General features: G+C 53.7%; 26 protein-coding genes and 1 tRNA gene. 21 read left to right on the forward strand and 6 right to left on the reverse strand.

The features are described 5' to 3' along the window. Positions 1-23 precede the first annotated feature (23 nt). Complete coding sequence (locus AC6HVW_RS18565; protein ID WP_497569589.1) at positions 24-896, forward strand: phosphorothioated DNA-binding restriction endonuclease; 873 nt, start codon at positions 24-26, stop codon at positions 894-896. A gap of 24 nt (positions 897-920) precedes the next feature. On the opposite strand, the gene AC6HVW_RS18570 is transcribed toward AC6HVW_RS18565, so the two are convergent. The 3 genes from AC6HVW_RS18570 to AC6HVW_RS18580 form a co-directional block, all read right to left on the reverse strand. Beyond that, positions 921-1604 carry a response regulator transcription factor gene (locus AC6HVW_RS18570; RefSeq protein ID WP_071682437.1) on the reverse strand — a complete coding sequence of 228 codons (684 nt, stop codon included), beginning with the start codon at positions 1602-1604 and terminating at the stop codon, positions 921-923. Positions 1605-1786: 182 nt separating this feature from the next. Continuing rightward, positions 1787-3304 (reverse strand): sensor histidine kinase, encoded by a 1518-nt coding sequence (locus AC6HVW_RS18575; RefSeq protein WP_186486795.1) that lies wholly within the window; start codon positions 3302-3304, stop codon positions 1787-1789. Positions 3305-3315: 11 nt separating this feature from the next. After that, a complete protein-coding gene (locus AC6HVW_RS18580) occupies positions 3316-4647 on the reverse strand; it encodes a vWA domain-containing protein (RefSeq protein ID WP_065684351.1) in 1332 nt (443 codons plus the stop codon). A 334-nt stretch (positions 4648-4981) separates the two neighbouring features. On the opposite strand from AC6HVW_RS18580, the gene AC6HVW_RS18585 reads away from it, so the two are divergent. After that, positions 4982-5626, forward strand: coding sequence for an acyl-homoserine-lactone synthase (locus tag AC6HVW_RS18585; RefSeq protein ID WP_071682435.1), 645 nt, complete (start codon positions 4982-4984; stop codon positions 5624-5626). On the opposite strand, the gene AC6HVW_RS18590 is transcribed toward AC6HVW_RS18585, so the two are convergent. Further along, the gene (locus tag AC6HVW_RS18590) at positions 5627-6343 is read right to left on the reverse strand and encodes a helix-turn-helix transcriptional regulator (RefSeq protein ID WP_021179139.1); all 717 of its coding nucleotides are present in this window, start codon (positions 6341-6343) and stop codon (positions 5627-5629) included. A gap of 121 nt (positions 6344-6464) precedes the next feature. After that, positions 6465-7100: a carbonic anhydrase gene (locus tag AC6HVW_RS18595; RefSeq protein WP_021179138.1), complete on the reverse strand. Its 636-nt coding sequence runs from the start codon at positions 7098-7100 to the stop codon at positions 6465-6467. 373 nt (positions 7101-7473) lie between these two features. On the opposite strand from AC6HVW_RS18595, the gene AC6HVW_RS18600 reads away from it, so the two are divergent. Both AC6HVW_RS18600 and AC6HVW_RS18605 read left to right on the forward strand, forming a co-directional pair. Further along, on the forward strand, positions 7474-7986 hold the full coding sequence (locus tag AC6HVW_RS18600) for a helix-turn-helix domain-containing protein (RefSeq protein ID WP_071682433.1): 513 nt from the start codon (positions 7474-7476) through the stop codon (positions 7984-7986). Between the two features lie 2 nt (positions 7987-7988). Then, positions 7989-9260, forward strand: a complete 1272-nt coding sequence (locus AC6HVW_RS18605) for a type II toxin-antitoxin system HipA family toxin (protein WP_071682432.1) — start codon at positions 7989-7991, stop codon at positions 9258-9260. A gap of 248 nt (positions 9261-9508) precedes the next feature. Here the strand turns inward: AC6HVW_RS18605 and AC6HVW_RS18610 are convergent. Further along, a tRNA-Leu gene (locus AC6HVW_RS18610) sits at positions 9509-9593 on the reverse strand. A gap of 554 nt (positions 9594-10147) precedes the next feature. Between AC6HVW_RS18610 and AC6HVW_RS18615 the strand changes: the two genes are divergently transcribed. The 17 genes from AC6HVW_RS18615 (at position 10148) to AC6HVW_RS18695 (ending at position 26362) form a co-directional block, all read left to right on the forward strand. Then, complete coding sequence (locus AC6HVW_RS18615) at positions 10148-10915, forward strand: DeoR/GlpR family DNA-binding transcription regulator (RefSeq protein ID WP_071682431.1); 768 nt, start codon at positions 10148-10150, stop codon at positions 10913-10915. 31 nt (positions 10916-10946) lie between these two features. Beyond that, entirely contained in the window at positions 10947-11909 is a 963-nt protein-coding gene (gene denD / locus AC6HVW_RS18620) for a D-erythronate dehydrogenase (protein ID WP_071682430.1), read from the forward strand. Further along, positions 11909-13297 carry a GntP family permease gene (locus tag AC6HVW_RS18625; protein WP_497569591.1) on the forward strand — a complete coding sequence of 463 codons (1389 nt, stop codon included), beginning with the start codon at positions 11909-11911 and terminating at the stop codon, positions 13295-13297. The genes denD and AC6HVW_RS18625 overlap by 1 nt, the downstream gene beginning before the upstream one ends. Positions 13298-13525: 228 nt before the next feature. Next, entirely contained in the window at positions 13526-14092 is a 567-nt protein-coding gene (locus tag AC6HVW_RS18630) for a TetR/AcrR family transcriptional regulator (RefSeq protein ID WP_021179131.1), read from the forward strand. A gap of 40 nt (positions 14093-14132) precedes the next feature. Continuing rightward, positions 14133-14927, forward strand: a complete 795-nt coding sequence (locus AC6HVW_RS18635; protein WP_071682428.1) for a winged helix-turn-helix domain-containing protein — start codon at positions 14133-14135, stop codon at positions 14925-14927. A 3-nt stretch (positions 14928-14930) separates the two neighbouring features. Beyond that, a complete protein-coding gene (locus AC6HVW_RS18640) occupies positions 14931-15452 on the forward strand; it encodes a FidL-like protein (protein WP_059199589.1) in 522 nt (173 codons plus the stop codon). 577 nt (positions 15453-16029) lie between these two features. Then, positions 16030-16308: a BMC domain-containing protein gene (locus AC6HVW_RS18645; RefSeq protein ID WP_004249182.1), complete on the forward strand. Its 279-nt coding sequence runs from the start codon at positions 16030-16032 to the stop codon at positions 16306-16308. A 24-nt stretch (positions 16309-16332) separates the two neighbouring features. Further along, on the forward strand, positions 16333-16617 hold the full coding sequence (locus tag AC6HVW_RS18650) for a BMC domain-containing protein (protein WP_021807825.1): 285 nt from the start codon (positions 16333-16335) through the stop codon (positions 16615-16617). Between the two features lie 14 nt (positions 16618-16631). After that, positions 16632-16910, forward strand: a complete 279-nt coding sequence (locus AC6HVW_RS18655) for a BMC domain-containing protein (protein ID WP_021179127.1) — start codon at positions 16632-16634, stop codon at positions 16908-16910. An 88-nt stretch (positions 16911-16998) separates the two neighbouring features. Then, complete coding sequence (locus tag AC6HVW_RS18660; RefSeq protein ID WP_071682427.1) at positions 16999-18615, forward strand: acetaldehyde dehydrogenase (acetylating); 1617 nt, start codon at positions 16999-17001, stop codon at positions 18613-18615. 22 nt (positions 18616-18637) lie between these two features. Next, on the forward strand, positions 18638-18895 hold the full coding sequence (locus AC6HVW_RS18665; protein ID WP_021179125.1) for a EutN/CcmL family microcompartment protein: 258 nt from the start codon (positions 18638-18640) through the stop codon (positions 18893-18895). Between the two features lie 12 nt (positions 18896-18907). After that, complete coding sequence (locus tag AC6HVW_RS18670; protein ID WP_497569590.1) at positions 18908-20062, forward strand: 1-propanol dehydrogenase PduQ; 1155 nt, start codon at positions 18908-18910, stop codon at positions 20060-20062. A gap of 70 nt (positions 20063-20132) precedes the next feature. Then, positions 20133-23552, forward strand: a complete 3420-nt coding sequence (cutC, locus tag AC6HVW_RS18675; protein WP_368438778.1) for a choline trimethylamine-lyase — start codon at positions 20133-20135, stop codon at positions 23550-23552. 64 nt (positions 23553-23616) lie between these two features. After that, positions 23617-24567, forward strand: a complete 951-nt coding sequence (gene cutD, locus AC6HVW_RS18680) for a choline TMA-lyase-activating enzyme (protein WP_071682424.1) — start codon at positions 23617-23619, stop codon at positions 24565-24567. Between the two features lie 10 nt (positions 24568-24577). After that, entirely contained in the window at positions 24578-25012 is a 435-nt protein-coding gene (locus AC6HVW_RS18685) for a BMC domain-containing protein (RefSeq protein WP_071682423.1), read from the forward strand. Positions 25013-25047: 35 nt separating this feature from the next. Next, the gene (locus AC6HVW_RS18690) at positions 25048-25683 is read left to right on the forward strand and encodes a phosphate propanoyltransferase (RefSeq protein WP_071682422.1); all 636 of its coding nucleotides are present in this window, start codon (positions 25048-25050) and stop codon (positions 25681-25683) included. Between the two features lie 10 nt (positions 25684-25693). Continuing rightward, entirely contained in the window at positions 25694-26362 is a 669-nt protein-coding gene (locus tag AC6HVW_RS18695) for a hypothetical protein (protein WP_071682421.1), read from the forward strand. The last annotated feature ends 268 nt before the right edge of the window (positions 26363-26630 follow it).

A 26630-nucleotide genomic window follows, 5' to 3' on the forward strand; every position in this document is an offset into this window, starting at 1 on the left:
ACCTATGCCCGCAGGATGCACAGATGAAAACCAGCCAGGAACTGCAAACTGCCATCTCTCATCTGACCGTGTGGCGCAAAGGCGATCAGCGCGCACCACATAAGCCGTTACTGCTGCTGTATGTGCTATCCCAATATCAGCAAGGACACGAGCGGCTGTTCAATTACGGCGAAGAAATCCACGCCCCCTTGCTGAAATTACTCAATAGCTTTGGCCCGCAACGGCGCGACCATTACCCCACCATGCCGTTCTGGCGTTTACGCGGCGACGGGTTCTGGGAGTTACAGAATGCAGAGCTTTGCAGCCCGCAGAAAGGCAGCAAAGAGCCACCGAAGCGGGAAATAATTGAACATGGCGTCAGCGGCGGCTTCGACGAAGAAAGCTATCAGTTGCTACGGAGCCAGCCCGCCCTGATCGACAAACTTGCACAGCAAATTCTGTGTGAGCATTTCCCCGACAGCGTTCAAGAGTTGATAGCCAACCGCCTGGACTTTCAGCTTGATGGAATACGTAAAGCACGCGACCCGGCATTCCGGCAAACGATCTTACGCGCCTATAACTATCAATGCGCGGTGTGCGGCTATAACCTGCAGCACGACACTACGCCCGTTGGCTTAGAGGCGGCGCATATCAAATGGAAGCAACACGGCGGCCCCTGCACCGTAACCAACGGATTAGCGCTGTGCTCATTGCACCACTCGGCATTCGATATGGGAGCCATCGGGCTCGACGACGGCATGAAACTGCTGGTTTCAGCAGGTGTGAACGGTACCCATATGATCGACCAATTGTTCTGGGACTTTGCTGGGAAGACGATTCGGTTGCCAAAGATCGCCGAACATTATCCTTTGGATACGTTTGTGGAGTGGCATCGGGGGCAGGTGTTTAAGGGGTGAGACACATATTTAATCACCCAGCACTCACCCCAAATACCGATACCCCATCCCATGCACGGTGCGGATCAGCAACGGACTATTCGCATCGAGCTCAATGGTCTTGCGCAGCTTGGAGATATGCTGATCCAACGTGCGGCTGTTAGGCAGGAAATCATAGCCCCAGGCAGCATCGAACAGCATCTCGCGCGTGACGACCTTATTCTTATGCTGATAGAGACATTCCAGGATTTTCACCTCGCGCAGTGAAAGCTCCAACCTCACCGTCTGGCGCTGAGCACACAACTCATTGGGGTACACGGTTAAATCACCAAAACCAAAGCTGACATCTGGCTGCGCGGTTTTGCTACGCAGGCAACGCCTGGCGATAGTTTTGATCCTGGCGCGGATCTCGTGAATGCCAAACGGCTTGCTGATGTAATCATCTGCTCCCAGCTCCAACCCGACCACCCGGTCGATCTCTTCATCCTTGGCAGACAAAAAGATAATCGGGATCTGTTCATCCTGTTTGCGGATCTCCCGGCATACCGCATAGCCATCCAGCTCCGGCATCATGATATCGAGGATGATAAAATCCGGTTTTTCCTGCTGATACATCTCCAGCGCTACTTTGCCATTCTCTGCGGCGATCAGGCTGTAACCCTCACGGTAGAGCGCTTCTACCAATCCCTGGCGAATGTTCGTATCGTCTTCAACGACCAGTATTTTCATTACGACTTCCTGTAGTTAATACGATTAGCGGTGGCGATTACCGCCTGATGTGGGCGATATCATCGGCTACAGCGCTGTGTTTTCCCCTCACCCCAACCCTCTCCCCAAAAAGGAGAGGGAGCTAGAGCGCGGTTGTTGTCAGGTATAGAAGTCACTCTGCGGCACTTATCCAAAAACAACGGCTACGGTGCTGTAATCAGGTTACGCGCCAGCCGTAAGGTGAAGCGTACCCCAGGCGACTGCGGAGCCACCAGGATCTCCCCGCCCAGGCTGTGCGCCAGCTGCTGGGCAATCGTCAGGCCAATGCCGGTGCCCGAAACACCCTCGGTAATACCTGACTTGACCCGGTAAAAGGGCAGGAAAATCATCCTGAGCTCTTTCTCGGCGATACCGGCACCATAATCCCGCACGTGGATATCCACATTGTCCGCACTGCACTCCACCTGCACATCGACCTGTTTCCCGGCCGTGGCATACTTATCCGCATTGCTCAGCAGGTTATTGATGATCTGCGTCAGGCGATCGATATCACTCTGCACCACCACATTTTCGCCTAACGAGAGGGAAATCGTCATCCCCTTTGCCTGATATGACGGCATGAAAGTCTGCGCGATATTAGTCAGCAACGGGTTGAGATCGATGGGCTGAATGTGCAGCTTCGGCTCACGGGTAAAACTCAAAATGTTCTGGATCAGGCGCGATAAGCGCTGGCTCTCGCCGATAATCACATCTAGATAGCGCAACCCTTCATCGTGCTGTTCGTCCAGCTCCTCTTTCAGCAACTCGGCATACAGCGTGATATTGGTCAGCGGCGTTTTCAGCTCGTGGGACACCTGGCTGACAAAACTCACCTGCTGGCGCGCCAGCCGTGCTGTCTGGGTATATTCCCGGTAAAGGCGGAAAATGATCAAGCCCATGATGGCCAGCATTAACAGAATAAATGCCCCGCCCCACAGGTAGACCACCGTAGTACTGGCCGCTTTACCGTAATAGCTCACCTGCCAGCCAGTAAGCGGATAAGGCAGGCTCTGTTCGGCCAACGGCTGCAGGTTTCCCAGCTCGATATAAGGATTGCTTTGGTACAGCAGGCGTCCGTTCTCTACCAGCACCAACGTATCGCTGCCAAATTCGAAGTTGACCGCATTAATCACGTCCGATAGCAGTTTGATATAAGGGACCCGAAATCCGATGGTCTCGCTGCCGATAGTGCGCCAGTAGATCAACAGCGGCTCCTGCACCTCGCCGGTGATATACCAGCCGGATTGTGGGATAGCCATTTCGCTTTTTACGTTGTGGCCATACAGCAAGGAAGGATCGTTCACCAGCGGTGTAATGGCCTGAACCCAGGCGAGTTCTTTTTGGCTCAGCGGGCCGTTTTCGTTGGGGTACAACAACCGATTTTTCTGCAGGACAAACACGCCATCAATGTCGTGATCCTTCTCGACCAGCTCCTTGAGCGCCTGTTCGTTGGGTTGAATGTAGTCGGTGATCGCGTCCAGCCGCGTCGCTTTCTGCCGCAGAATATCCATAACGCTGTCGCTGGCTTGCGTGACGCGCGTCTGCGCCATGGTTTGGGATTGGTAATGGCGTAGCAACACTTCGTGCTCAAGGGTGCGCACTCCCAGATAGGCGATCAGGCTGAAGACCGCCACGGTGATGATGATAAATACCGTCAAACTTCTGGAAGTACGCTGGCTCATTAGGCTCCCTGCTACTGGTTCTTCTGGGTTTTGATGTTGTAGTTCTGTTCTTTCACGGCCTTACGGGTCGATTCCTTGCTGTCGCTCTCCATTTTACCCATCAGGTCTTTGTTCTTCTGCGCGCTGGCTTCGGCTTTTTGTCTGGCTGGCGCGGCGCTGACAGGCAAACTTTCCAAGGCTGCCGCGTTAGCGCTAAATACCTGTTTGGCTTCTTCCATTTTGCCTGCATCCATCAGCTCTACCGCGCGCTCATTTTCAATTGCCGCCTTCTGAATGGCCGAGTCCACCAGCACCTCATCAACCTGAGCGGCACTCACGTCCTTAGCGGATTGGCTATAACGCACCGCCACCTTCTCATTGAAGGTATCGACCTGTTTGGTGCTCAGGTTGGCATAACGCACGTTCACATCGGCCAGCGGTTTGCTCTGGGCGTTGCTGCCCTTGGCCGGGATCACTTCCAGCAGAACATATTTTTCCTGATTGGAATACAGCTGGTTCAGTTTTACGGTGACCGTATTGCCGCTGATGCTGCCATCACGCCCCAACAGACGAACCGGCGTAACCTTATCGGCGGTTTTGATCACTACCACCACGTCCTGCGCCACCACGGACATGGCGTCGTTAAACTCGTGGGCGAAGGTCTTTTCCAGATCGCTGGATTGCTCAACAAAGGCATGGTTGCCATCGCTATAGCCCGCAATGGTGGTCATCAGATCTTCGTTGTAACCATCACCAATGCCAATGGTGGTAATGGCGATACCTTTCTTGGCCGCCAGTTTGGCCAGCTCGGCCAGTTCGCTGTTGGAGGTTGGCCCAACGTTGGCCTGCCCGTCGGAAAGCAGAACAATGCGGTTAACCTGCTCTTTATCCAGATGCTTGCTCACCTGATCGATGCCCTTGCTCACCCCGGCAAACAGCGCCGTCATCCCACGAGGTTCAATACTTTTGTTAATTTTATTAATCAGTTCTTTGGTATCTTTGACCTTGGTAGCCGGGATCACCACCTCAACCCCCGAGTCATAGGCAACGACCGAAAGCGTGTCATTACCGTTGAGCATGTTAACAGCGGCGATCGCCGCCTTTCTGGCGTTTTCGATACGATCGCCACTCATTGAGGTGGAGCGATCGATGACCAACGCCAGATTAATCGGGCTGCGTTTTTCCTGCGGCAGCGGATAGCCCACCAACGAGATTTTCAGGTAGTTTTTATCTTGGGTATTTTCCAACACCACTGGCGAGGCAACTTCAGACTTTACGACGACCTTGGGGGCAGCCGGAGCGGCACTGGCACTCCATGGCAGTACAGACAGGGTGAATAGCGCAAAAATACATTTCAGATCCATGGTGAAGCTCCTTGTCAAAAGTATCGCATCCATTCTTGCCCGTCTCGGCCGGCGAGTTGTCTGTTATCTGTATAAAGTTGTAAAAAATGGGTAAAAGTTACCGTTGCCGCTCCCTCGGGTCCGCACGTGGTAAGAAACATATCACTTTTAAGCCCAGAGTGTCGCCTAAAACGCCCCACCCAACACCGGCTAAAACCCCGTTTATTCCTATAATAAGGTTAGCGTAAATCTATTAAAAAGCATTATCATTCCTTTGTACCGGCATGCTCTTAATGAAACTTCACTGATGTTACCGGATGAACTTATCTCTATATATTCATTCACAGGTGACATTATGTTTAATATTTACAGCGTTAACTATGCTTCAATGAGCAATGAGAAATCTGAAGATCTCTTTATGTTAAGAAAAAATACCTTTAAAGACAGACTGCAATGGGCTGTTGACTGCTCTGACGGCAAGGAGGTCGATCAGTTTGATAATGACAAGACCAATTATATTTTCGGCGTGGAGAACGGCATGATTATATGCGGAACCAGGATGATAGATATGAAATACCAAAATATGTTGAACAGTACATTCTCCTCATTCTTTAACAATGTCAACATTCCAGAAGGCAACTACATTGAATCCACGCGTTTCTTCGTGGATAAAGAAAGAACCCACTCGCTGTTAGGCCGTAAGTTTCCTGTCACTATGGCTTTGTTTCTCTCACTGATTAACTACGCGCGGCAACATCACTATGATGGCATTCTTGCCGTCGCCAGCCATCCGATGATGCACATCATCAGAACCTCCGGCTGGAATGTCACCGTGTTGGAAACCGGTGTTTCCGAGAAAGATGAGCCGGTCTATCTGTTGCTCGGCCATGTCGACTCTGAGAGCCAGAGGAAGCTAAAAGCCAAGATATTCAGCAAGTACAGCACGGCGGACGAAACCAGGCTGAACGACTGGCCGCTGGCGGCTGAGCCTTCTTTGTAATCAACTAACCGGTTTAATCAGTTGAAGTTCCACACCTAGACGTATTGCATGCCGGGCATTTGCGACTCCCAGCTTTTTGACGATGTTGGACATATGAAACTTGACCGTACGCGTAGTGATCCCCAGGATCATCCCCGTCTCCTGATAGGTTTTGCCCACGCTGGCCCAGTAGAGGATTTCGTTTTCCCGTTCGGTAAATTGGGCGCTTTTTTCCGAGCGAGAGGCGTTTTTTTCTGACAGCGAATTCAGGGTTAGATAGATCTCATGCACTGACGCCAGTAAAACAGAGATGTCACCTTTATTCTTGATCAGCGTTTGGGTTAATTCCGCTCTGGTTTCAGGGGCAAGAATAAAAGATAACGTGACCAGGTTATTATTATAATCATGCAATACAAACGTATAACCGTTATTCAGCCCAAATTTCCTGGCCCGCTCGAAGAGTTCGGAAAAATGAAACCCTCCCCCCGTCATCAGATTTTCATCCCAGGAAAAAGGCGTTAGGCGGTTGAGCGCAGTGATCACCACCGGATCGGTATACTGTAAACCGTTGGCTTTATAATGCTCTACCCACTCACCAGGATAGTTGGTTACCCCAAAGATGCAGGACATATCTTTTTTCGATAACACCACATATGCCCAGATAAATTCCCCGAGATCGTTTAATGTCGCTTCGAGGTGCGTTTTTATAATGTTACTGATATGTTCTTCGTTTTCCATTAACGACCTACCCCCGATTGCTTAAATAATTTCCACCTGGCGAATATAGCAGATAAGGACGCCAGGCAGAAGGCTCCTGGTTTTCTGCCCAGGAGCGGTCCCACTCATAGCCAAGCATCTGTTATTCGAAGTACACCTCGGGGTTATCTGCCAGCGAAATGAAATTCTTGGTATTTTTATCCAGCGTGCGGATCTCACCACTTTCGATGTCGTACACCCAGCCGTGCAGGCGTAGTGCATTGTCGCGCAGCCCAACGGCAACGGACGGGTGAGTCTTAATATTATTTAGCTGGGCTATCACGTTCTCTTCAACCATAGCGTTAACTTTGTCGATTTCGCTATTCCAGGTTTTCTTCTCTACCACCGCTTTGGCCGCGTCCGCATAGTGCAGCCAGTGGGCAACAGCAGGCATTGGGTCAAGGCACTGGCAAGAAGCGATAGCCTTCATAGCACCACAGTTCGAGTGGCCGCAAATCACGATATCTGTAACGCCTAGCGCCACAACCGCGTATTCGATGGTCGCCGACACCCCACCCGGCTCCGGGCCAAAGGAAGGGACGATGTTGCCTGCGTTACGGATAACGAAAAGCTGCCCTGGATCTTGCTGGGTTACCAGCTCGGGTACCAGGCGGCTGTCAGAACACGAAATAAAAAGCGCTTTAGGATTCTGGCTGGAGGCAAGGCTGCGAAAGAGCTCCTTACGCTGCGGGAAAATCTCTTTCTGGAAACTGAGGAAACCTTCAATAATATGTTGCATAGCACACTCTCTAGATCTGTAGTCTCGATAGTATGATAATCCTTGCTGGCTAAGCTGGAAAGCGGGCCAAACCTTAAGCTAGACATCCCAGAGGTTCAGCGGGGTGCGTTTAGTACGAGTTGACTATCTGCAAGGAACATAAGAGCCCAGGTAACACAGACGTTGCATAAATAGACGATGCAGATACGGGGCAGTGAATACGTACAAATCCCCTTCCCTCCTTCGAAGCAGTTTCAAAAGTGCTAATATTCTGGCGTTTTAAACCATTTTTAGTAAAAATATTAGTATCACACGTCATCCCCTTGCTGCTTCATGTCGAAATTATGCTAATATTATGGCGCAATCTGTACTAAAAAGATAAAATATTGACATCATGGCGAAAAAAACAGCACCATTACTTCCTACAACTAACCAATTGCTGACTGATTTTGGTGAGCGGCTGAAACTTGCGCGTCTTCGGCGCAAACTAACGGCCAAACAGGTGGCAGAACGGGCAGGTATGTCGCCAATGACACTGCGTTCGCTTGAGGCAGGAGGAGCAGGCGTTACTATAGGTGCATATTTATCTGTCATGCAGGTGTTAGGGCTTGAAAACGATCTGAATCAGTTGGCCGCCGAAGATCAACTAGGTCGCCAACTTCAGGATTCCCGGCTGATAAAGAGCGGGATCGTTTTCACTTCCAAGGCAAAACCAAGTAAATCACCGGCAGACAAAAAACCGCGCCCTGAGGTTGCCTACAGGTACGAAAGATCAGACAAACAGGCAGCTGCAACAACAAAAGCTGGCTCCGTAGCAAACAATACGGCCCGCAAAACGACAGGCACAACGTCGGCCGATCTGGTTGCTCTGCTAAAACCATTGAAGAAGTCAATCAAAGGGAGCTAACGATGGCGATGATTGGGGTATATGCAGACTGGGATGGAATGCACGGGCCAAAGCGAGTTGGCTTCCTGCATAGCCGACAAACTCGTACGCGAGAGTTATTTGAATTTCAGTATGACCCTCTAGCATTGGCCGATCCCGACCTCAATCGTTTGCAACTTGATCCAGAAATTCTTTTATTCGAAGGTGCCCAGTACCCCACTCACCCACGGGATAAATTCGGCATATTTGGCGACTCCAGTCCCGATCGCTGGGGCCGAATACTGATGAAGCGTCGCCTTGAACGGGATATTCGTGCCGGTATCCAAACTGAAGGAACCAGGCTATACGAATCAAATTATCTCTTGGGTGTACATGATCTTTATCGAGTAGGGGCCCTACGCTACAAGCTTAATGATGAAGGTGAATTTCTTGATAACCGAGCTGACGAAGCGGCTCCTCCCTTTACCGAAATTCACGCTTTAGAAAGGGCAAGCCGCGCACTAGAAGATGATCCAGACAATACATCCCTACAGGGTCAGGAATGGCTGCGGATGCTCATTGCTCCGGGTGGTTCTCTAGGTGGCGCAAGGCCCAAAGCAAGTGTCGTGGACAAGCATGGCCATCTCTATATCGCAAAATTTCCCAGCACCAAAGATGATTACGATGTTGGCGGCTGGGAGATGGTGGCCAATGCTCTCGCCGTGGGTTGTGGGCTGAACGTCGCAACAGCTCAAGCGCATAAATATGCCAGCGATTACCACTGCTTTATGGTCCGTCGGTTCGACCGTACAGGATCCGGCCAGCGCCTTCATTTTGCTTCTGCCATGACAATGACCAGACATCAAGATGGTGATGATGCCTCTACAGGTGTCAGTTATCTTGAACTTGCAGACGTCCTGATAAGACATGGCGCACAAACAAAAACCGACCTGCAAGAACTCTGGTCAAGGATTGTTTTCAATATTCTTGTCTCTAACACCGATGATCACCTACGCAATCATGGCTTCATTTTGGTCCCTGGTAAAGGCTGGCGGCTTTCTGAAGCCTACGATATGAACCCCGTTCCCTGGTCTGACGGCCTAAAGCTTAATATCACCGAAGCAGATAATGCACTAGATCTCGAACTGGCACGTGAAGTCGCTGAATATTTCCGTTTGAGCTTGACGCAGGCCGATGAAATTATTGAAAACTTTATGGGGATCGTGGCTCAATGGAGGACAATTGCTGATGGTTTGGGACTATCTCTTCGGGAGCAGGAACGAATGTCTGAAGCATTTAGAGTTGCGAATGGATAACCCTAGCAAACATACGACACCTAGCCTACTGTTCTACTAGAGTACTGAGCACTGGTTAGCAATGAAATCACTGAGTTTTTCCGTTCAATCAATCCGGTGGCAAAGCAAATTGCAGACGTTCGTACGTAAACCCTAAGTTGATGTTGATTGAATCAGGTTGTCTGAAAAACCTCAAGAAGCCTTGCGAATACTGAATTTCAGGCACAAAAAAAGCCGCTCGAAGGCGACTTGATTTGCGTACTGACTAATGGTGCCGAAGGCCGGACTCGAACCGGCACGTATCTCTACGGTTGATTTTGAATCAACTGCGTCTACCGATTTCGCCACTTCGGCACTGAAGTAGTATGCGGAAAACGTGGGCATTATACCTTCCCACTTGCCTCGCGCAACACTTATCAAGCATTCAACGAGTTGAATGTTGAAAAAAACGTCACCCGTCGATTTTTTCGGCTTACCTTGCTCATTTCTTACTCTAAATTGAGTTCATCAGCGAACGCGAACGCCCCTCACCCCAACCCTCTCCCACAGGGAGAGGGAGCCGTCCGAGCCGATTTGTGAGTGGCTGGATAATTTTTCAAGAAGCAGACTTTATGCTGTGGGCAGGTAGGCTGTCATCAACCAATCTACTCTGCTGCCCCACCACCATCCTGCACTTTTTTGTTACACCTCACACTTTTCATCACAACCTTCTGTGACTCCCATTTGCGAGAAATAAAATCACAAAACATTGAATATAAATAATTTTACACCAATAAACGCGACAACTCCCCACCCACCCTTCTGTGACAACCCTCGTTTATTTGTTAAATCCAATGATTGAATATTAATAACATAACAAAAAATAACAGCCACCCAGCGGCACCATCGCTACCGACCAGGAGTTGAGGATGATCCCATCGGAACGCCGCGATTTTATCTATCGCTATGTACATGAGTATCAGTTGGTCACCATCGTGGCCCTGGCCGAGTTGATGAGCGTTTCACATATGACCGTCAGGCGCGACATCCATCAACTGGAAGAAGAAGGCAAGGTGATCAGCGTCAGTGGCGGCGTGCGCCTGAGTGACGCGCTACGCCAGGAACTGGCCTACAAAGAGAAGGCCCAACTGCATCACCGGCAGAAGCGAGCAATCGGCAAATATGCCGCCGGGTTGGTCGAAGATGGCCAGGTGGTCTATCTGGACGCGGGCACAACCAGCTTCGAGATCGCCCGCCAACTGGCCGAGCGCTTCAACCTGACCGTAGTCACCAACGATTTTTCCATTATCCAGCACCTGATGAATCGCCCCCAGCTCAACCTGTTTCACACCGGTGGGCGGGTCGATCAGCGCAACTATTCCTGCGTCGGCAGCTGCGCCGCCATGCTATTGCGCACCTTGAATATTGACGTGGCCTTTATCAGCACCAGCTCCTGGGATTTAGAACATGGCCTATCTACCCCTCACGAGGAGAAAGTGCTGGTGAAACAGGCGCTGCTAGACGTGGCCCGGCGCAAGGTGCTGGTCTCCGACAGCAGTAAATACGGCAAGTACGGCATGTTTCGCGTCTGCCCACTGACGGCGCTCGACGACATCATCTGCGATACCGCCCTGCCGCCAGAAACGCAGCAACAACTCCAAGAGCGTGGCGTGCGGCTGCACAGCATCAACCTCTGATAACAACCCCTACAAAAAAAGGAATATAACCATGAAGGTCATCATTACTGGCGGAGCAGGTTTTTTGGGTCAACGCTTGGCTGCCGCGCTGCTGCAAGACAATACGCTACCTTTTGACGAACTGGTGCTGGCAGATATCCAACAACCTAACGCCCCGCTAGCCGATCCGCGAGTTCGCTGCCTGGCGCTCGATCTCACTCAACCCGATGCCGCCGATCGGCTGATCGACAGCGATTGCAGCGTGCTCTATCACCTGGCCGCCATCGTCAGCAGCCATGCGGAAAGCGACTTCGATCTCGGGATGCAGGTGAACTTTGACGCCACTCGCCAACTGTTGGAAGCCGCCCGCCGCAATGCCCCGGCAATGACGTTTATCTTCACCAGCTCGCTGGCGGTGTTTGGCGGCCAGCTTCCGGCCACCGTCACCGATGAGTGCGCCGTGCAGCCACAATCCTCCTACGGTGCGCAAAAGGCTCTGTGTGAACTGTTGATCAATGATTACGCCCGCAAAGGATTTGTTGATGCGCGGGTGTTGCGCCTCCCCACCATCTGCGTACGTCCCGGCAAACCAAATAAGGCAGCATCCTCCTTTGCCAGCGGCATCATCCGTGAACCACTGCACGGGGAGCCTTCGGTATGCCCGGTCTCCCCAGAGTTAGCACTGTGGTTGTCCAGCCCTGGCACCGTGGTACGCAACTTTATCCATGCCGCCACGCTGCCCGCTGCGCGGTTCGGCACCTCACGCATCGTCAATCTTCCCGGCATCAGCGTCACAGTAGAGCAGATGCTAGCCGCACTGGAGGAGGTAGCCGGTGAGCAGGCTCGTGCCAAGGTGAGCTTTGTGCCGGACGAAGCCATCAATCGCATTGTCGCCAGTTGGCCGGGCAACTTCGATGTACAACGTGCATTGGCATTGGGGTTCTATGCCGATGAGAACTTCCAGCAGATCATCCGCGCCTTTATGCGTGATGAGATGCCACAGGCCGGGAAATGATTATGGCACTTTATACTCCCATCATTGGTTTGGCAGTGGCCGTGTTCGTGCTGGTGTGGCTGGTGTTACGCACGCGGGTTCATGCGCTGATCGCCATGCTGGCAGCGGCCTCCATCGCCGGGATCAGCGGCGGGCTGAGCGCCATGCAGACGGTGGATACCATCTCCAAAGGGTTTGGCAGCACGCTCGACAGTATCGGGATTGTTATTGGCCTGGGGGTGATGATGGGCCGCGTGCTGGAGGTTTCCGGCGCGGCGGAGCAGATCGCCTTCAGCTTTATCAAGTGGCTGGGTAAAAAGCGCGAGGAGTGGGCGTTGGCGATCACCGGCTATATCGTCAGCATCCCGATTTTTGTCGATTCGGCCTTCGTCATCCTTTATCCGTTGGTCAAGGCACTGGCCAAGAAGGGTAAACGCAATCTTCTGACACTCGGCGTAGCCTTGGCAGGTGGCCTGATCATTACCCATCACGCAGTGCCCCCAACACCGGGTCCATTAGGGGTGGCGGGGATTTTCGGCGTGGATATCGGCGCTATGATGCTGGCCGGGCTGGTGTTAGCCATTCCCTGCGTGATCGGCATTGTGATCTATGCGCGCTGGCTCGGCACCTATTACCCGGATTTTACACCAGAAGACCAGGAAGATGAGCCGGAAGACCTACGGGCCGCCCACCAGCGCTATCTGGCTGAGAAAGAAGCCAAGGTGCTGCCGAGCTTAACGCTATCGCTGCTGCCAATCATCACCCCCATCGTGCTGATCTTTATCAATGCGGTGAACACTATGCTGGCCAAGGCTGAAGGAATGTCCTGGCTGGGGGAAAGCCTGTGGGGACAAGCCTTTGCCTTCCTCGGTGCACCGGTGATTGCGTTGGCCATCAGCGTCCTGCTGGCGGTTTACACCCTGATGCCCAAGGTCGACAAGCACGAGACGCTGGAGCGGCTGGAGGAAGGCTTGCAGGCCGCCGGGATTATCTTGCTGGTGACCGGTGCCGGTGGCGCGCTAGGGGCGGTATTACGTGAAAGTGGCACCGGCACCTTGCTGGCGCAGCACGTCGCCAATCTGCCGCTGTCCCCGGTATTGATCCCATTCTTTATCGCTACGCTGGTGCGCTTGATACAGGGGTCGGGCACCGTTGCCATGATCACCGCAGCGTCCATCTCAGCTCCCATTGTTAGCCAGTTGCCCGGCGTCAATATGCTCGCTGCCGCGCAGGCCGCCACCATGGGCGCACTGTTCTTCAGCTACTTTAACGACAGCATGTTTTGGGTCGTCAACCGGATGATGGGGATTAAGGACGTGAAGCAGCAGATGATGGTCTGGTCAGTACCCACCACCCTAGCCTGGGCGATCAGTCTGGTCGGTGTCCTGATACTGGATTGGTTGTTGTAAACGCCCCTCTCCCTGGCCCTCTCCCACAAGGAGAGGGAACCGCACGTGCCATAAATTAACTTCCACGCCTATCCCACGTTTCAATTAAGCTAGCAAAAACTTTCCTAATTACTTGATAAATAAAATAGTTTGACCTACCTATCATTATTCAAGATTGGTCTGACCTTTAGGGGAAGCGGATTGACCTCGATCAAAAATGACATACCGACTGGTCGGTATGATCGCCGCATGAATACCCACGTGCATCGCAAAAAAGACCCGGAACGGCTGCAAGAGCAGCTGCTGGAAGCCGCTAGTATCATCGCAGCCAAAGATGGGATTGCCGCGCTGTCGTTAAACGCCGTCGCCAAACAGGCAGGGGTCAGCAAAGGCGGGCTGCTGCACCACTTTCCCGGCAGGCAGGAGCTAATCCACGCGCTGTTTATTCGCCTGCTGGCCGTGATGGATCGTGGCATTATGGCGCTAATGGCCGAGGACGATAACCCACGCGGGCGCTTCTCCCGGGCCTATCTGATGTACCTGGCAGGTATCAGTGAAAGCGACACCAGCCGTCAATTGGCCCTGCTGTCGCTGGCCATGCCGCATGAAATGGTGTTGCGTAAATGCTGGCGGGACTGGGTGCTGCAACATCTGGCCAACGCCGATGAACTGGATCGCAGCTACGTAGGTAACCTGGTGCGCTATGGTGCAGACGGCCTATGGCTATCTGAACTCACGGAAGGAGTCACTATGACGCCGGAAGAGCGACTTGCACTGGTGACGAGGCTGGCGGCAATGACCTTCGAGGAGCTTTAACCTCCGCGGTTCGCGGGCAGCCAATCACCCAGGGGCGATAATGAAATACAAAATTAATGCCTTTCTTATTTATGACGCCACCGAAGGCTCGCTAAAGCTGGACGACGGCGGCAAGTCAGATAGCCAGCTCACCATCACTGCCAACGCCCTGCTGTTCTTCATGATCCAGCATCCTGGCGTGATCAGCCGCGATACGGTGATGCAGCGGGTCTGGGACGACAACGGGCTGATGTCCTCCAACAGCAACCTGAACCAGTACCTGAGCATCCTGCGCAAAGCCTTCCGCCGTTATGGCATTGAGAACGTGATCGTCACCGTGGCCCGGGGCCGGCTGGAAATCAACCCAGAGTTGACGATCGAGGTGATCGATGATTCCTTGGTGCATCCGGTGATACATGCCAGCGAACATGAATCCTCTGCCGAGATGGCTCCAGAACCAACGCCGGTAGCGGCGGTCATCACCAGCAACGATCGCTACTGGGGTTATGCCGGGGCGATGATATCGCTGTTGGCCATCGCGCTGATCGGCTGGTCGTGGAGTAACAACGGTAGCCTGACCCCTCTCACCTTCACCCCCGTCGCGCAGGACCCCATTGAGGTGTTATCCACCGACACCATGATAAATCCAAGAATGCGCGAGAATTACCTGAAAAACTTTATTGCCGTCAAAGAAAAAAAGAACATCAAGTATGATAAAGACGAACGTTTTCTGTTCTTTTATGGTGATAAGCTGCAATCCAACGGTTTAGGACGGACGTTTCTCGCACACTGTGCCAAACATCAAGATAATACATTCAGCTACTGCGATAACTATTTTTATTATTCATGGAAATAAATTATGAAAACAATGGGCTGGGGGAGAAGGCTGTTTGCCGTCTCTATCATATTGTTACTGGTCTCGCTATTTATCACCGTTAAGCAGAATGTTATCCGGCGCGATGATGTTTTAAACTGCTCAACCAAAGCCATTATGCATTTTGAAGACACCATCACTGAATCCGTTAACGTCAATATTCACTTTAACTTTAATGCCAAAGGTAAAGGTTCCATCGTGGTGGAAGGATATTCAGACTCGGAGGCAGGCTGGCTTTATTTGCAACGCTACGTACAGTTTGATTATACCAGCAAGCGCGTTTCCCCCGGCGCCCGCTATTATCAGATCAACCGCTGGGTTTCCAGCAAGTCCTCTATCGATCAATCACCCGATGTGATCTTCGATTACTTTATGCGGGAAATGTCAGACAGCCACGACGGCCTGCAATTGGCAATGGGGAAAATCAATGCCGACACCGTGCTGCTCAGTTCGATCAACTCCCCACTGTTTATCTGCGCGTTGAAACCCGGCAGCCAGTTAGAGTAGCGCCCGTTTCCCAGCAAAGCTGTTCCGCCTTGTCATAAGCCTCTGGCCTGCCTCTCATTACCCCTAAAACCCCCCTGATAGTCATAATGCCTACCGGTTATTCGGCGATCGCTATTTCCCCCTCACCCCAACCCTCTCCCCAAAAAGGAGAGGGAGCTAGTACGGTGATATCAGTAACAACGGCGGTCAATATGTAGCACGTGAAGCTACTCAAATAGCCACGGCAAAAACCTGCGCTACTCCACAGTCTACAAGCCCCTCCGCTACCTAAAAAACCCATTTGGACACCATAGATTTAACATTATTTTCCGCTCTTAAGTGAATGCCAAAACCCGCCATTTCTTGCCAGGGAGCAGAACTATTCTCGGGCTGATTATCAGAGCAAACAGATAAACAGAGGATAAATAGAGGCTTATCATCAGAACAAAAAACTAAATAGATATCGATTAATGAATTTATATTTTGAATAACCACCGGAGGGGTATAGTGCCCTTAGCCGTCGGAAACCTTGATCCCCTCATGGCCGAACGGCACAGCAGATGACAACTCATAAACCGGCTTTGTGGAGGAAACAACAATGGGTGATGCATTAGGCTTAATCGAAACCAAAGGGTTGGTGGCCTGTATTGAAGCGGCGGATGCCATGTGCAAGGCGGCCAACGTCGAACTGATCGGCTATGAAAACGTCGGTTCCGGCCTGGTCACCGCCATGGTGAAAGGTGACGTCGGTGCGGTAAAAGCCGCCGTCGATTCCGGCGTGGAATCCGCACAACGCGTGGGTGAAGTAGTGACTTCACTGGTTATCGCCCGCCCACACAACGACATCAACAAAATCGTGATTAAGCATAAAGCGTAAACAACGCATCAAGGAGAACGGATCATGGGTGACGCATTAGGATTGATTGAAACCAAAGGGCTGGTGGCCTGTATTGAAGCCGCCGATGCGATGTGCAAAGCGGCCAACGTGGAGCTGATCGGCTATGAGAACGTCGGTTCCGGCCTGGTTACCGCGATGGTGAAAGGCGACGTGGGCGCGGTCAAGGCGGCGGTGGATTCCGGTATCGAATCGGCCAAACGCGTGGGTGAAGTGGTTACCTCACTGGTCATTGCCCGCCCGCATAACGATATCCAGAAAATCATCTCGCAGTACAAAATCACCGAATAACAAGGAATTCACTGATGAAAGATGCACTCGGATTGATCGAAACCAAAGGGTTGGTGCCCGCCATCGAAGCCGCCGATGCCATGTGTAAGGCCGCCAATATTGAACTGATTGGCTATGAAAACGTCGGCTCCGGCCTGGTCACCGTGATGGTGAAAGGCGATGTGGGTGCCGTTAACGCTGCGGTGGAATCCGGTATTGAAGCCGCCAGCCGAATTGGCGAAGTGATTTCATCCCGGGTTATTGCACGCCCACATAATGATATTGAGAAAATCGCCTCACAGCATAAGGCGTAATTCAGCCTGATTACCGGCGGTGGCAGATAAGTACTCTACCCGATTGCAGCAAGTAAAAAATTAAACTCCTATTCAGGGGAATAGACTAATGACCACATTAGATCCGGATTTACAATCCATTCAGCAAGCTCGCACGCTGATTAAAAATGCCAAACAGGCACAGTTGCTGTTTGCCAAATATTCACAGGAAAAGATCGACGGCATTATTAAACATATTGCTAGCGAGGCGGCCAGGCATGCCGAAGAATTGGCGAAGATGGCCCATGAAGAAACCGGCTTCGGCAATTGGCAGGACAAGGTGTTAAAAAACATTTTCGCCTCTGAAAAAGTTTTTGAGCATATTAAGGATTTAAAAACCGTCGGTATTATTCGTGACGACCAGCAGAATAAAGTGATGGACGTGGGCGTCCCGTTAGGGGTTATTACCGCCCTGGTACCGTCCACCAACCCAACCTCAACCATTTTCTATAAAACGCTGATCGCGCTGAAGGCCGGGAACGCCATTATTTTCTCCCCGCACCCTAATGCGCGCCAGTGCAGCCAGCGGGCGATTGAGATCGTCAAGCAGGCCGCGCTCCAGGCCGGTGCCCCTGCGGGTATCGTTGACGGCCTGACCCAGCTGACGCTGGAAGCCACCAAAGCTCTGATGCACAGCAAAGACGTCGCGCTGATCCTGGCTACTGGCGGCGAAGGCATGGTTCGTGCGGCCTATAGCTCCGGCACGCCAACCATCAGCGGTGGCCCAGGCAACGGCCCGGCATTTATCGAACGCAGCGCCAATATCCAGCAGGCGGTGAAAGACATCATCACCAGCAAGACCTTCGATAATGGCGTGATCTGCGCCTCTGAGCAGTCGATCATCGTGGAAAAGTGCATCTATCAGGATGTACACCGCGAGTTGCTGGCTCAGGGCTGCTACTTCATGAACGACGATGAATCTGCCCGCCTGGCCAATATCCTGTTACGCCCGAACGGCATGATTAATCCTGAAGTGGTGGGCAAAACCGCCATCTACCTCAGTGAACGCGCCGGATTCTGCGTACCTGCAACCACCAGAGTGCTGATTTCATTGCAAAACAGCGTCTCGCGTAAAAACCCTTACGCCCGTGAAAAACTCTGCCCGGTGCTGGGGCTGTACATCGAAGAAGACTGGATGAGCGCCTGTGACCGCGTGGTGGAGTTACTCACCAACGAAGGCCTGGGGCATACGCTGGTCATCCACACCCAGAACCAGCAGGTGATCCGCGAGTTTGCGCTACAGAAACCGGTGCACCGCATCCTGATCAATACGCCCGCCGCGCTTGGAGGCATTGGCGCAACCACGAATCTTATACCTGCGTTAACGCTCGGTTGCGGTGCCGTTGGTGGCGGCTCCAGCTCGGACAACGTCGGCCCGATGAACCTGCTGAACGTACGTAAAGTCGGCTATGGCGTTCGTAGCATCGAGGATCTGCGCCAACCACAACCCGCAGCTCAGCCGTGCAGCGCGCCAACCAACCATAGCACCAGCATCTTCGACGATAACCGCTTTGCAGCTCCAACGGCGGCGGTAATCCCGCAGGCCGCACCGGCACCGCTGTATGCCCAGGGCGACGATCGTTTCGGGGCGGTCACCCGCGCAGTGGTTAACGCCGCAGCCAATGACATCACCGAAGAAAACGTCGAACGGATCATTACTGAAGTGCTTGGACGCCTGTCCCGGTAACACATCAAACAAGGGTGAAAACATGATCCTCGCAAAGGTAACCGGCCATGTGGTGGCCACACAGAAAAGTGACGAACTACGCGGCAGTAACCTGCTGCTGGTCACTGCGCTGGGTGACGACCTGGAAGCCATCAAAGATCGTACCTACGTCGCCGTCGACAGCGTCGGGGCCGGTGAAAACGATCTGGTGTTGGTGGAAGAGTATTTCGCACTGAGTAAAGACCGCTACAAGGCCATGTCGATCGTTGCCATTGTCGAGAAGGTTCACCGGGAGCGTTAAGAGGAAGTAGGCATGAATGAGTTTCTGATTAAGCCAAAAATCCATTTCGGTGAGGATGCGCTGCTCGCGCTGAGCAGCTTGCCTGGACGCTCGGCGTTTTTGGTCACCGATCAGGCGATGGTGAAGTTTGGCTTGGCCGAGCGGGTAACCAGCCTGCTCCAACAGCAACAGATCCGCTGCCGTCAGTATGACGAGGTGGCCTCAGACCCGGATATTTCCGCCATCGTCAGCGGCATGAAGCTGATGGATGACGACTACCCGGACCTGATGATTGCTTTGGGCGGCGGCTCGGTCATCGATGCCGCCAAGGCGGTGATGTTTGCGCTGTGGCATTGCCGTAAAGACAGCGGCCGTAGCAAGCCTTGTTTTGTCGCCATCCCCACCACCAGCGGCACCGGTTCCGAAGTCACCAGCTTCTCGGTGATCAAGTCCCGCAGCCAAAAGCTGGTGTTGGTGGACGAGTTCATGCTGCCCGATATCGCCATCCTCGATCCTCAGTTAGTGAAGTCGGTGCCAGCCAGCATTACCGCCGATACCGGGATGGATGTGCTGTGTCATGCCCTGGAGGCCTACGTCTCCCGCAAGGCCAGTGACTTCAGCGATGCGATGGCCGAAAAAGTGGTGCAGATGGTATTCGGCCACCTGCTGACCTGCTACCAACAGGGCAGCAATCTGCCTGCGCGGGAGAAAATGCATAACGCTTCATGCATGGCCGGGATGGCGTTCACCAACGCATCGTTGGGTATCACCCACAGCCTGGCGCACGCCCTCGGCGGCATGTTTGGTATCCCACATGGCCGAGCCAATGCGCTGCTGATGACCTCGGTGGTCGCCTTCAATGCCGACGTTGACGGCAACTGCGACACCCCGGCCGCGCACAAATATGCCGCCCTGGCGCGCCTACTGGGGCTGCCAAGCACCTCGGTACGCGATGGCGTCAATAGCCTGCTGGTGGCGATCGAAACGCTGAAACAGGAAATGCAGCTACCGGCCAACCTGCAAGCGGCAGGGGTGGAGGAACACCGCTTCCAGGTTTGCCTTGGCGAACTGGCCACGCAGGCGTTGCACGACAGTTGCACGCCAACCAACCCGCGCGACGTTAACGCGGCAGATTTGGAGAAACTGTACCGCCTCGCCTACAGCGGCGGCCCGGTACAGCTTCAATAACGCACTCATTACAGTCAACGGATTTTGCCAATTTGTGTGAAAGCCGCAGGACATCAGGAGAGATTTGAACATGGCCCATTATTCACTGACGCCACGCGTAAAACTGCTGGCAGAAAGACTCTTATCCCAAAACAGCACCATCAGCACCGAACGTGCCGCCATTCTGGAAACGCTGGGTGGCGATGTGGCCGGCATGCCGCAGTTGGTCAAGAATGCCAAGCTGTTCAATGAGCTGGTCAAGCAACTGCCCGGCTACATCGGCCCCGATGAGCTGATCATCGGCAGCCAATCCTCCACACCGCGCGCCGCCGTGTTCCACAGCGAAAGCGAACTGCGCAGTCCTTCGGCCTTCACCGCCTTTGGCCAGACCTCACCAGACTATCTGGCGGTGATAACCAAAGGGCTGTTCGCCATCGAGGCCGAAATGGAAGACCGCGCCAGAAGCATCGGCAGCGCCGTCAGCCGTTCCGGGCTGGACGAGGTCAACCAATGCCGCGCCATGATCTACGCCTGCAATGCGGCGATGCATCTGGCGCAGAAACTGGCCAGCAAGGCCGAAAACATGGCGGCGGTAGAAAACCATCCGTACCGCAAGGCGGAGCTACAAGAAGCAGCCGCCATGCTGAAGAAAGTCCCGGCTTACGGGGCCAGCAGCTTTAAAGAGGCTTGCCAGTCGTTCTACTTCTTCCAGTTGGCGCTGCATCTGGAAAACGGCAGCTACGCGGTTTATCCAGGCGGCTTCGACAAGCTGCTGTACAGCTTCTATCAACAAGACATCACCCGTGGCGTACTAACGCCGGAGCAGGCTTATGAAATCGTTGAGTGCCTGTGGCTGAAACTGTGCGAGCTTTCCGAAGTGCGCGCACCACGTGAGCTGGATGGCTATCCGATGTTTGACGCCATGCTGCACGGCGTGCGCCTCGACGACCCGGCATTGGTGATCAACGATCTGTCCGCTATGTTGCTGGCAGCCCGCAGCAATCTGATGACGCTCAACAGCAACCTGCAGGTAAAACTGTTTGCTGGCCAGGCAGGTGCTCGCCCGCAGTACACTGCGCCATCGGCCCCGTTCGTGGCGGCCTCCGCGCAAGACGTGGCAACGCACAAACTGATGGAAGGGCTGACGCCGCGCCTGCAACGCCTGCGTGACAACTACCTCGATGCTCGCCCTAGCGTCTCTATCTATCGCGCCATCACCTTTACCGAGATGGCGAAAAACAACCCGGGTCTGCCAACCATTCTGCTGCGCGCCAAGTCTTTCCGCGCCGCCTGTGAAACCGCGCCAATCCTGATCCAGCAAGATGAGCTGATCGTCGGCCATCCGTGCGGCAAACCGCGTGCCGGGGCGTTCTCACCGGATATCGCCTGGCGCTGGGTGCGTGACGAACTGGACACCATGGGCACCCGCCCGCAGGATCCATTTGTTATCTCCGAGGCCGACAAGAAGACGATCCGTGAAGAGATCGTACCGTTCTGGGAAGGCCGTTCGCTCGATGAGATCTGTGAAGCACAGTACCGCGAAGCGGGCGTTTGGGCCTTCAGCGGCGAAACCTTTGTCAGCGACCTTTCCTACCACCAGATTAACGGCGGCGGCGACACCTGCCCAGGCTACGACATCCTGCTGTTTACCAAAGGGATGAACGGCATCAAGGCCGATGCCCAGCAGCACCTCGCGGCGCTGAGCATGGAAAACCCGGCGGATATCGACAAGATCTACTTCTACAAAGCGGCCATTGAAACCTGTGACGGCGTGGTGGCCTATGCCAAGCGCATCGCGGACAAGGCCCGTGAACTGGCAGCAGTAGAGCAAGACCCGGCACGCCGTGCCGAGCTGCTGACCATCGCAGAAACCAACGAGAACGTCCCTGCCAACCCACCGAAGACCCTGCAAGAAGCGCTGCAAAGCATCTGGACGGTGGAGTCGCTGTTTGAAGTGGAAGAGAACCAGACCGGGCTGTCGCTGGGCCGTCTGGATCAGTATTGCTACCCGATGTACCAGGCCGATATCGCCTCTGGCCGCCTGACGCAGGAACAGGCGCTGGAACTGTTGCAGGCCTTCATCATCAAGTGTGCCGAACTGATGTGGATGTCCAGCGAACTGGGCGCCAAGTACTTCGCCGGTTACCAGCCGTTTATCAACCTGACCATCGGCGGGCAGAAACGCAGCGGCGGCGATGCCTGTAACGATTTGACCTACCTGATCATGGACGCCGTGCGCTTTGTCAAAGTGTACCAGCCGTCGCTGGCCTGCCGTATCCATAACCAGTCACCGCAGAAGTACATGGAGAAGATCGTCGACGTGGTGAAAGCGGGTATGGGCTTCCCGGCCTGCCACTTTGATGATTCGCACATCAAGATGATGCTGCGCAAGGGCTTCGACTTTGAAGACGCGCGCGACTACTGCCTGATGGGCTGCGTAGAGCCGCAAAAATCCGGCCGCATCTATCAGTGGACCTCCACCGGTTATACCCAGTGGCCGATCGCCATCGAGTTCGTGCTCAACCGTGGCCGCATGGTGCTGTTCGACAGCTATCAAGGGTTGGATACCGGTGAATTGAGCACTCTGAAAACCTACGAAGAGTTCGATAATGCGGTGAAGGCGCAGATCGCGCACATCATCAAACTGTCGGCTATCGGTACCGTGATCAGCCAGCGTGTGCACCGTGACGTAGCACCAAAACCGCTGATGTCGCTGCTGGTGGAAGGCTGTATGGAACAGGGTAAAGACGTGGCCGCCGGTGGCGCGGTGATCAACCACGGCCCAGGGCTGATCTTCTCCGGCCTGGCGACCTATGTCGACTCCATGGCCGCGATCCGCAAGCTGGTGTATCAGGATGGCAAATACACCCTGGAGCAGATCCGTGACGCGCTGCTGGCCAACTTTGAAGGCTTTGAACAACTGCGCCGCGACTGTCTGAACGCGCCGAAGTACGGCAACGACGATGACACGGTCGATCAGTACGCGCTGGACATCACCGAATGGACCGAGCGCGAGTGCCGCAAGTACAAGATGCTCTACTCCACGCTGAGCCACGGCACCCTGTCGATTTCCAACAACACGCCGATCGGTGAACTGACCGCCGCAACGCCAAACGGCCGCTTGGCCTGGATGCCGCTCTCCGACGGGATCAGCCCGACGCAGGGCGCGGACAAGCAGGGCCCAACCGCCATCATCAAGTCCGTCAGCAAGATGAACGTGGAAACCATGAACATCGGCATGGTGCACAACTTCAAGTTCCTCAAAGGGCTGCTCGATACCCCGGAAGGCAAGAACGGGCTGATCACCCTGCTGCGTACCGCATCCATTCTGGGCAACGGGCAGATGCAGTTCAGCTACGTGGATAACGAAGTGTTGAAGCAGGCGCAGGTGGAGCCAGAGAAATATCGCGACCTGATCGTCCGCGTGGCCGGTTACAGCGCCTACTTCGTCGAGTTGTGCAAAGAAGTTCAGGACGAAATCATCAGCCGTACGGTCATTGAGAAGTTCTGACTTTAGCCTTGGATAAGACAGGGATGTCTTATCCCATCAGCCTTCGAAGAAAGGGGAAAATAGTATGGATAACACGCTGGAGAAAAAGGGCCGGATATTCAATATCCAGAAATACTCGATCTATGACGGAGACGGTATTCGCACCCTGATTTTTTTCAAAGGTTGTAACATCCTCTGCGCCTGGTGCGCCAACCCCGAGGGGCTCACCAGCAATTTCCAGGTGATGTATTCACATGATAAGTGCGTTGACTGTGGGCAATGTGTTGATGTCTGCCCGGTGGGAATCCATTCCCAGCGCCAAAACGCACAAGGCGATCTCAAGCACCACCTCGATCGCAACATAGACTGCATCGGTTGCCGCAAATGCGAAGAAGTCTGCATCTCCGGCGCGCTGGACATCATGGGCAAGGACGTCACGGTGCAGGAGTTGATGGATATCATCCTGCAGGACGTCGATTTCTATCATGCCTCTGGCGGTGGCGTCACCCTGGGCGGTGGCGAACTGAGCCTGCAAACCGACTTTGCGGCCGCGCTGCTGACCGAATGCAAAAAACAGATGATCAACACCGCCATCGAAACCAATGGCACCACCACTTTAGCCAATTATGAAAAGCTGGCGACCTGCACCGATATGTTCCTGTTCGACATCAAGCATATCGATAGCGCACGGCATAAAGCGTTGTTTGGCGTTGGCAACGAGGGCGTAAAAAGAAACCTGGAGCGCCTGGTGGAACTGGGCAGCCATATCGTGGTGCGCATGCCTTTGGTACGCGGCTATAACGATTCTTACGATGCCATCACCGGTGCCATTGACTATGTCATGGCCCTGGCACGCAAAGGCAATATCAGCCGCATCGACGTTTTGCCTTATCACCAAATGGGTAAAAACAAATACCAGCGGCTCGACATGATCTATCCGGTCAAAGACGACCCAAGTTACAGCAATGAAGAACTGGACCAACTGGCGGCTTTTTTCCAGCGCATTGACTTTGATATCCGCCTGGTAAGGCACTAAGGAGATTGAGATGAACTTAAGCCTGGGAGTGATTGAAACCTATGGCCTGACCGCCGCGATCCACGCGGCCGATGCGGCCTGTAAATCCGCAGCGGTAACGGTCCTTGGGTACAAGAAGATTGGTTCTGGCCTGGTTAGCGTGTTCTTTGCCGGTGAAATCAGCGCGGTGAAAACCGCCATCGACAACGGTGTGGCAGTGATCAAACAACCGGCGTTTATCAAAGGCCAGTTGGTGATTGCCCGCCCGGAAAAACAGGTTGTCGCGCTGCTGACAGGGCTGAAAGGCAAGGAGCTTACGCCGCCAGCGGCCAAAGTACAGCAAGAAACGCCTGCGCCAGTAGCAGAAGTGGCCGCCCCGCAGGCAGAGGCCGCAGCGCCGGTAGTCGAAGCCCCTGTTGCCGACAACAAACCCGCACGCACCGGCGGCAAGAAAGAGTCTAAATAACCGTACAGCTTCTGAGATCGGGTAGGAATAACAGTATGTTTAATGAGTCGTTACTGGAAAGGATCCGCCATAACCTGGCAGAGAACTATGCTTCTCCCACCGGCATCGCCATCCCGGTTGGGGTCTCTAACCGGCATGTCCATCTGTCGCAGCAGGATATTGAAAAGCTGTTTGGTGCGGGCTATCGGCTAACGCCATGCAAAGAGCTACGCCAGCCGGGGCAGTTCGCCGCGAAAGAGTGCGTGATGATCGTCGGCCCAAAAGGCTCTCTCTCCAAGGTGCGGGTGCTGGGGCCTGCGCGCGAATGTACTCAGTTGGAAATCTCCAAGGCGGACTGCTTTACCCTGGGGCTGAAGGCTCCGGTACGCGAATCCGGCAATCTGAACGCCTCCGGTGACGCCATGCTGGCTGGCCCGGCGGGCTACGTTTCGCTGCATTCACAGGTGATTTGTGCCCAGCGCCATATCCATATGAATCCGCAGGATGCCGCCAGACTGGGCGTGCAGAACGGGCAGAAGGTGCGGGTGAAAGCGGCAGGCATACGTGGGCTGATCTTTGACGAAGTCATCGTGCGGATCAAAGCCAGCTTTGCTCTGGAACTGCACATTGATACCGATGAAGCCAACGCCGCCGGGCTGGCTTCCGGTGACAACGTGGTTATCGTTCCCTAAGGCGGCAAATATGATGCAGCGTGAAATCATCGATAACTTGGTCAGTGAAGTGCTCGCACGGATGCGGCCACGGGCGTTGGTGCTGTTAACCGCAGCGGATGGCTATCACGAGATTATCCGCGCACGCTTACAGCACTGCCAGGCATTCTCGCCGGTGATCCTGTTTAGCGATAATGCCCGGCAGTTTCACGCAGAAGCAGATTGGAGCCAACTAGGGCCAATAACTTCGCTGACGGAAATCAGTCAAACCGGCGCACTGGATAATATTGACCGAATATTCATTCCTTTTCTCGATTTCGCGACGGCGGCAGAAGTGGCCAACGGTTTATTGCTGTCTGACGCTGCGCGGTTTATTCATCTGGCCCGGATGAGCGGTAGGCCAATTATGGCACTGGATTATAACTGCAACCCGAACAGCGAATTAAATCAGCTGAAAGGCCTGAGCCGCGCAGGGGAAAACGCCCCTCAGGCAGATTATCTGCCAAAGCTGGCGGTACAGGGCATTGAGCTCTGTACGTTGGATCGGATGTTATCGGCCCAGCCCGCAGCTACGGAGCCATTGGCTGCACCCGCGCAGGCCTACGTCACGCTTAGCGAACTCAAGCGGCTCAATGGTCGTTCACCACCGGGAGCCAAGCTGACCGATTTGGCATTGGAATATAGCCGAGGAAAAAAATAATACACAACCGGGTGAGGGCATTTACCCCGAAGAGAGGCCCCTCACCCTAACCCTCTCCCACAGGGAGAGGGGACCGATCGAGTGGATATGAAAACTCGGTGACACACCTTGGATAAGTGGGCGATCGAGTGGATCTGAAAACTCAGTGACGCTCCTTGGATAAGTGGGTGATCGAGTGGATCTGAAAACTCGGTGACGCTCCTTGGATAAGTGGGTGATCGGGTGGATCTGAAAACTCGGTGACGCTCCTTGGATAAGTGGGCGACCG

The organism is Serratia sp. NCCP-200 (genome assembly GCF_059697885.1).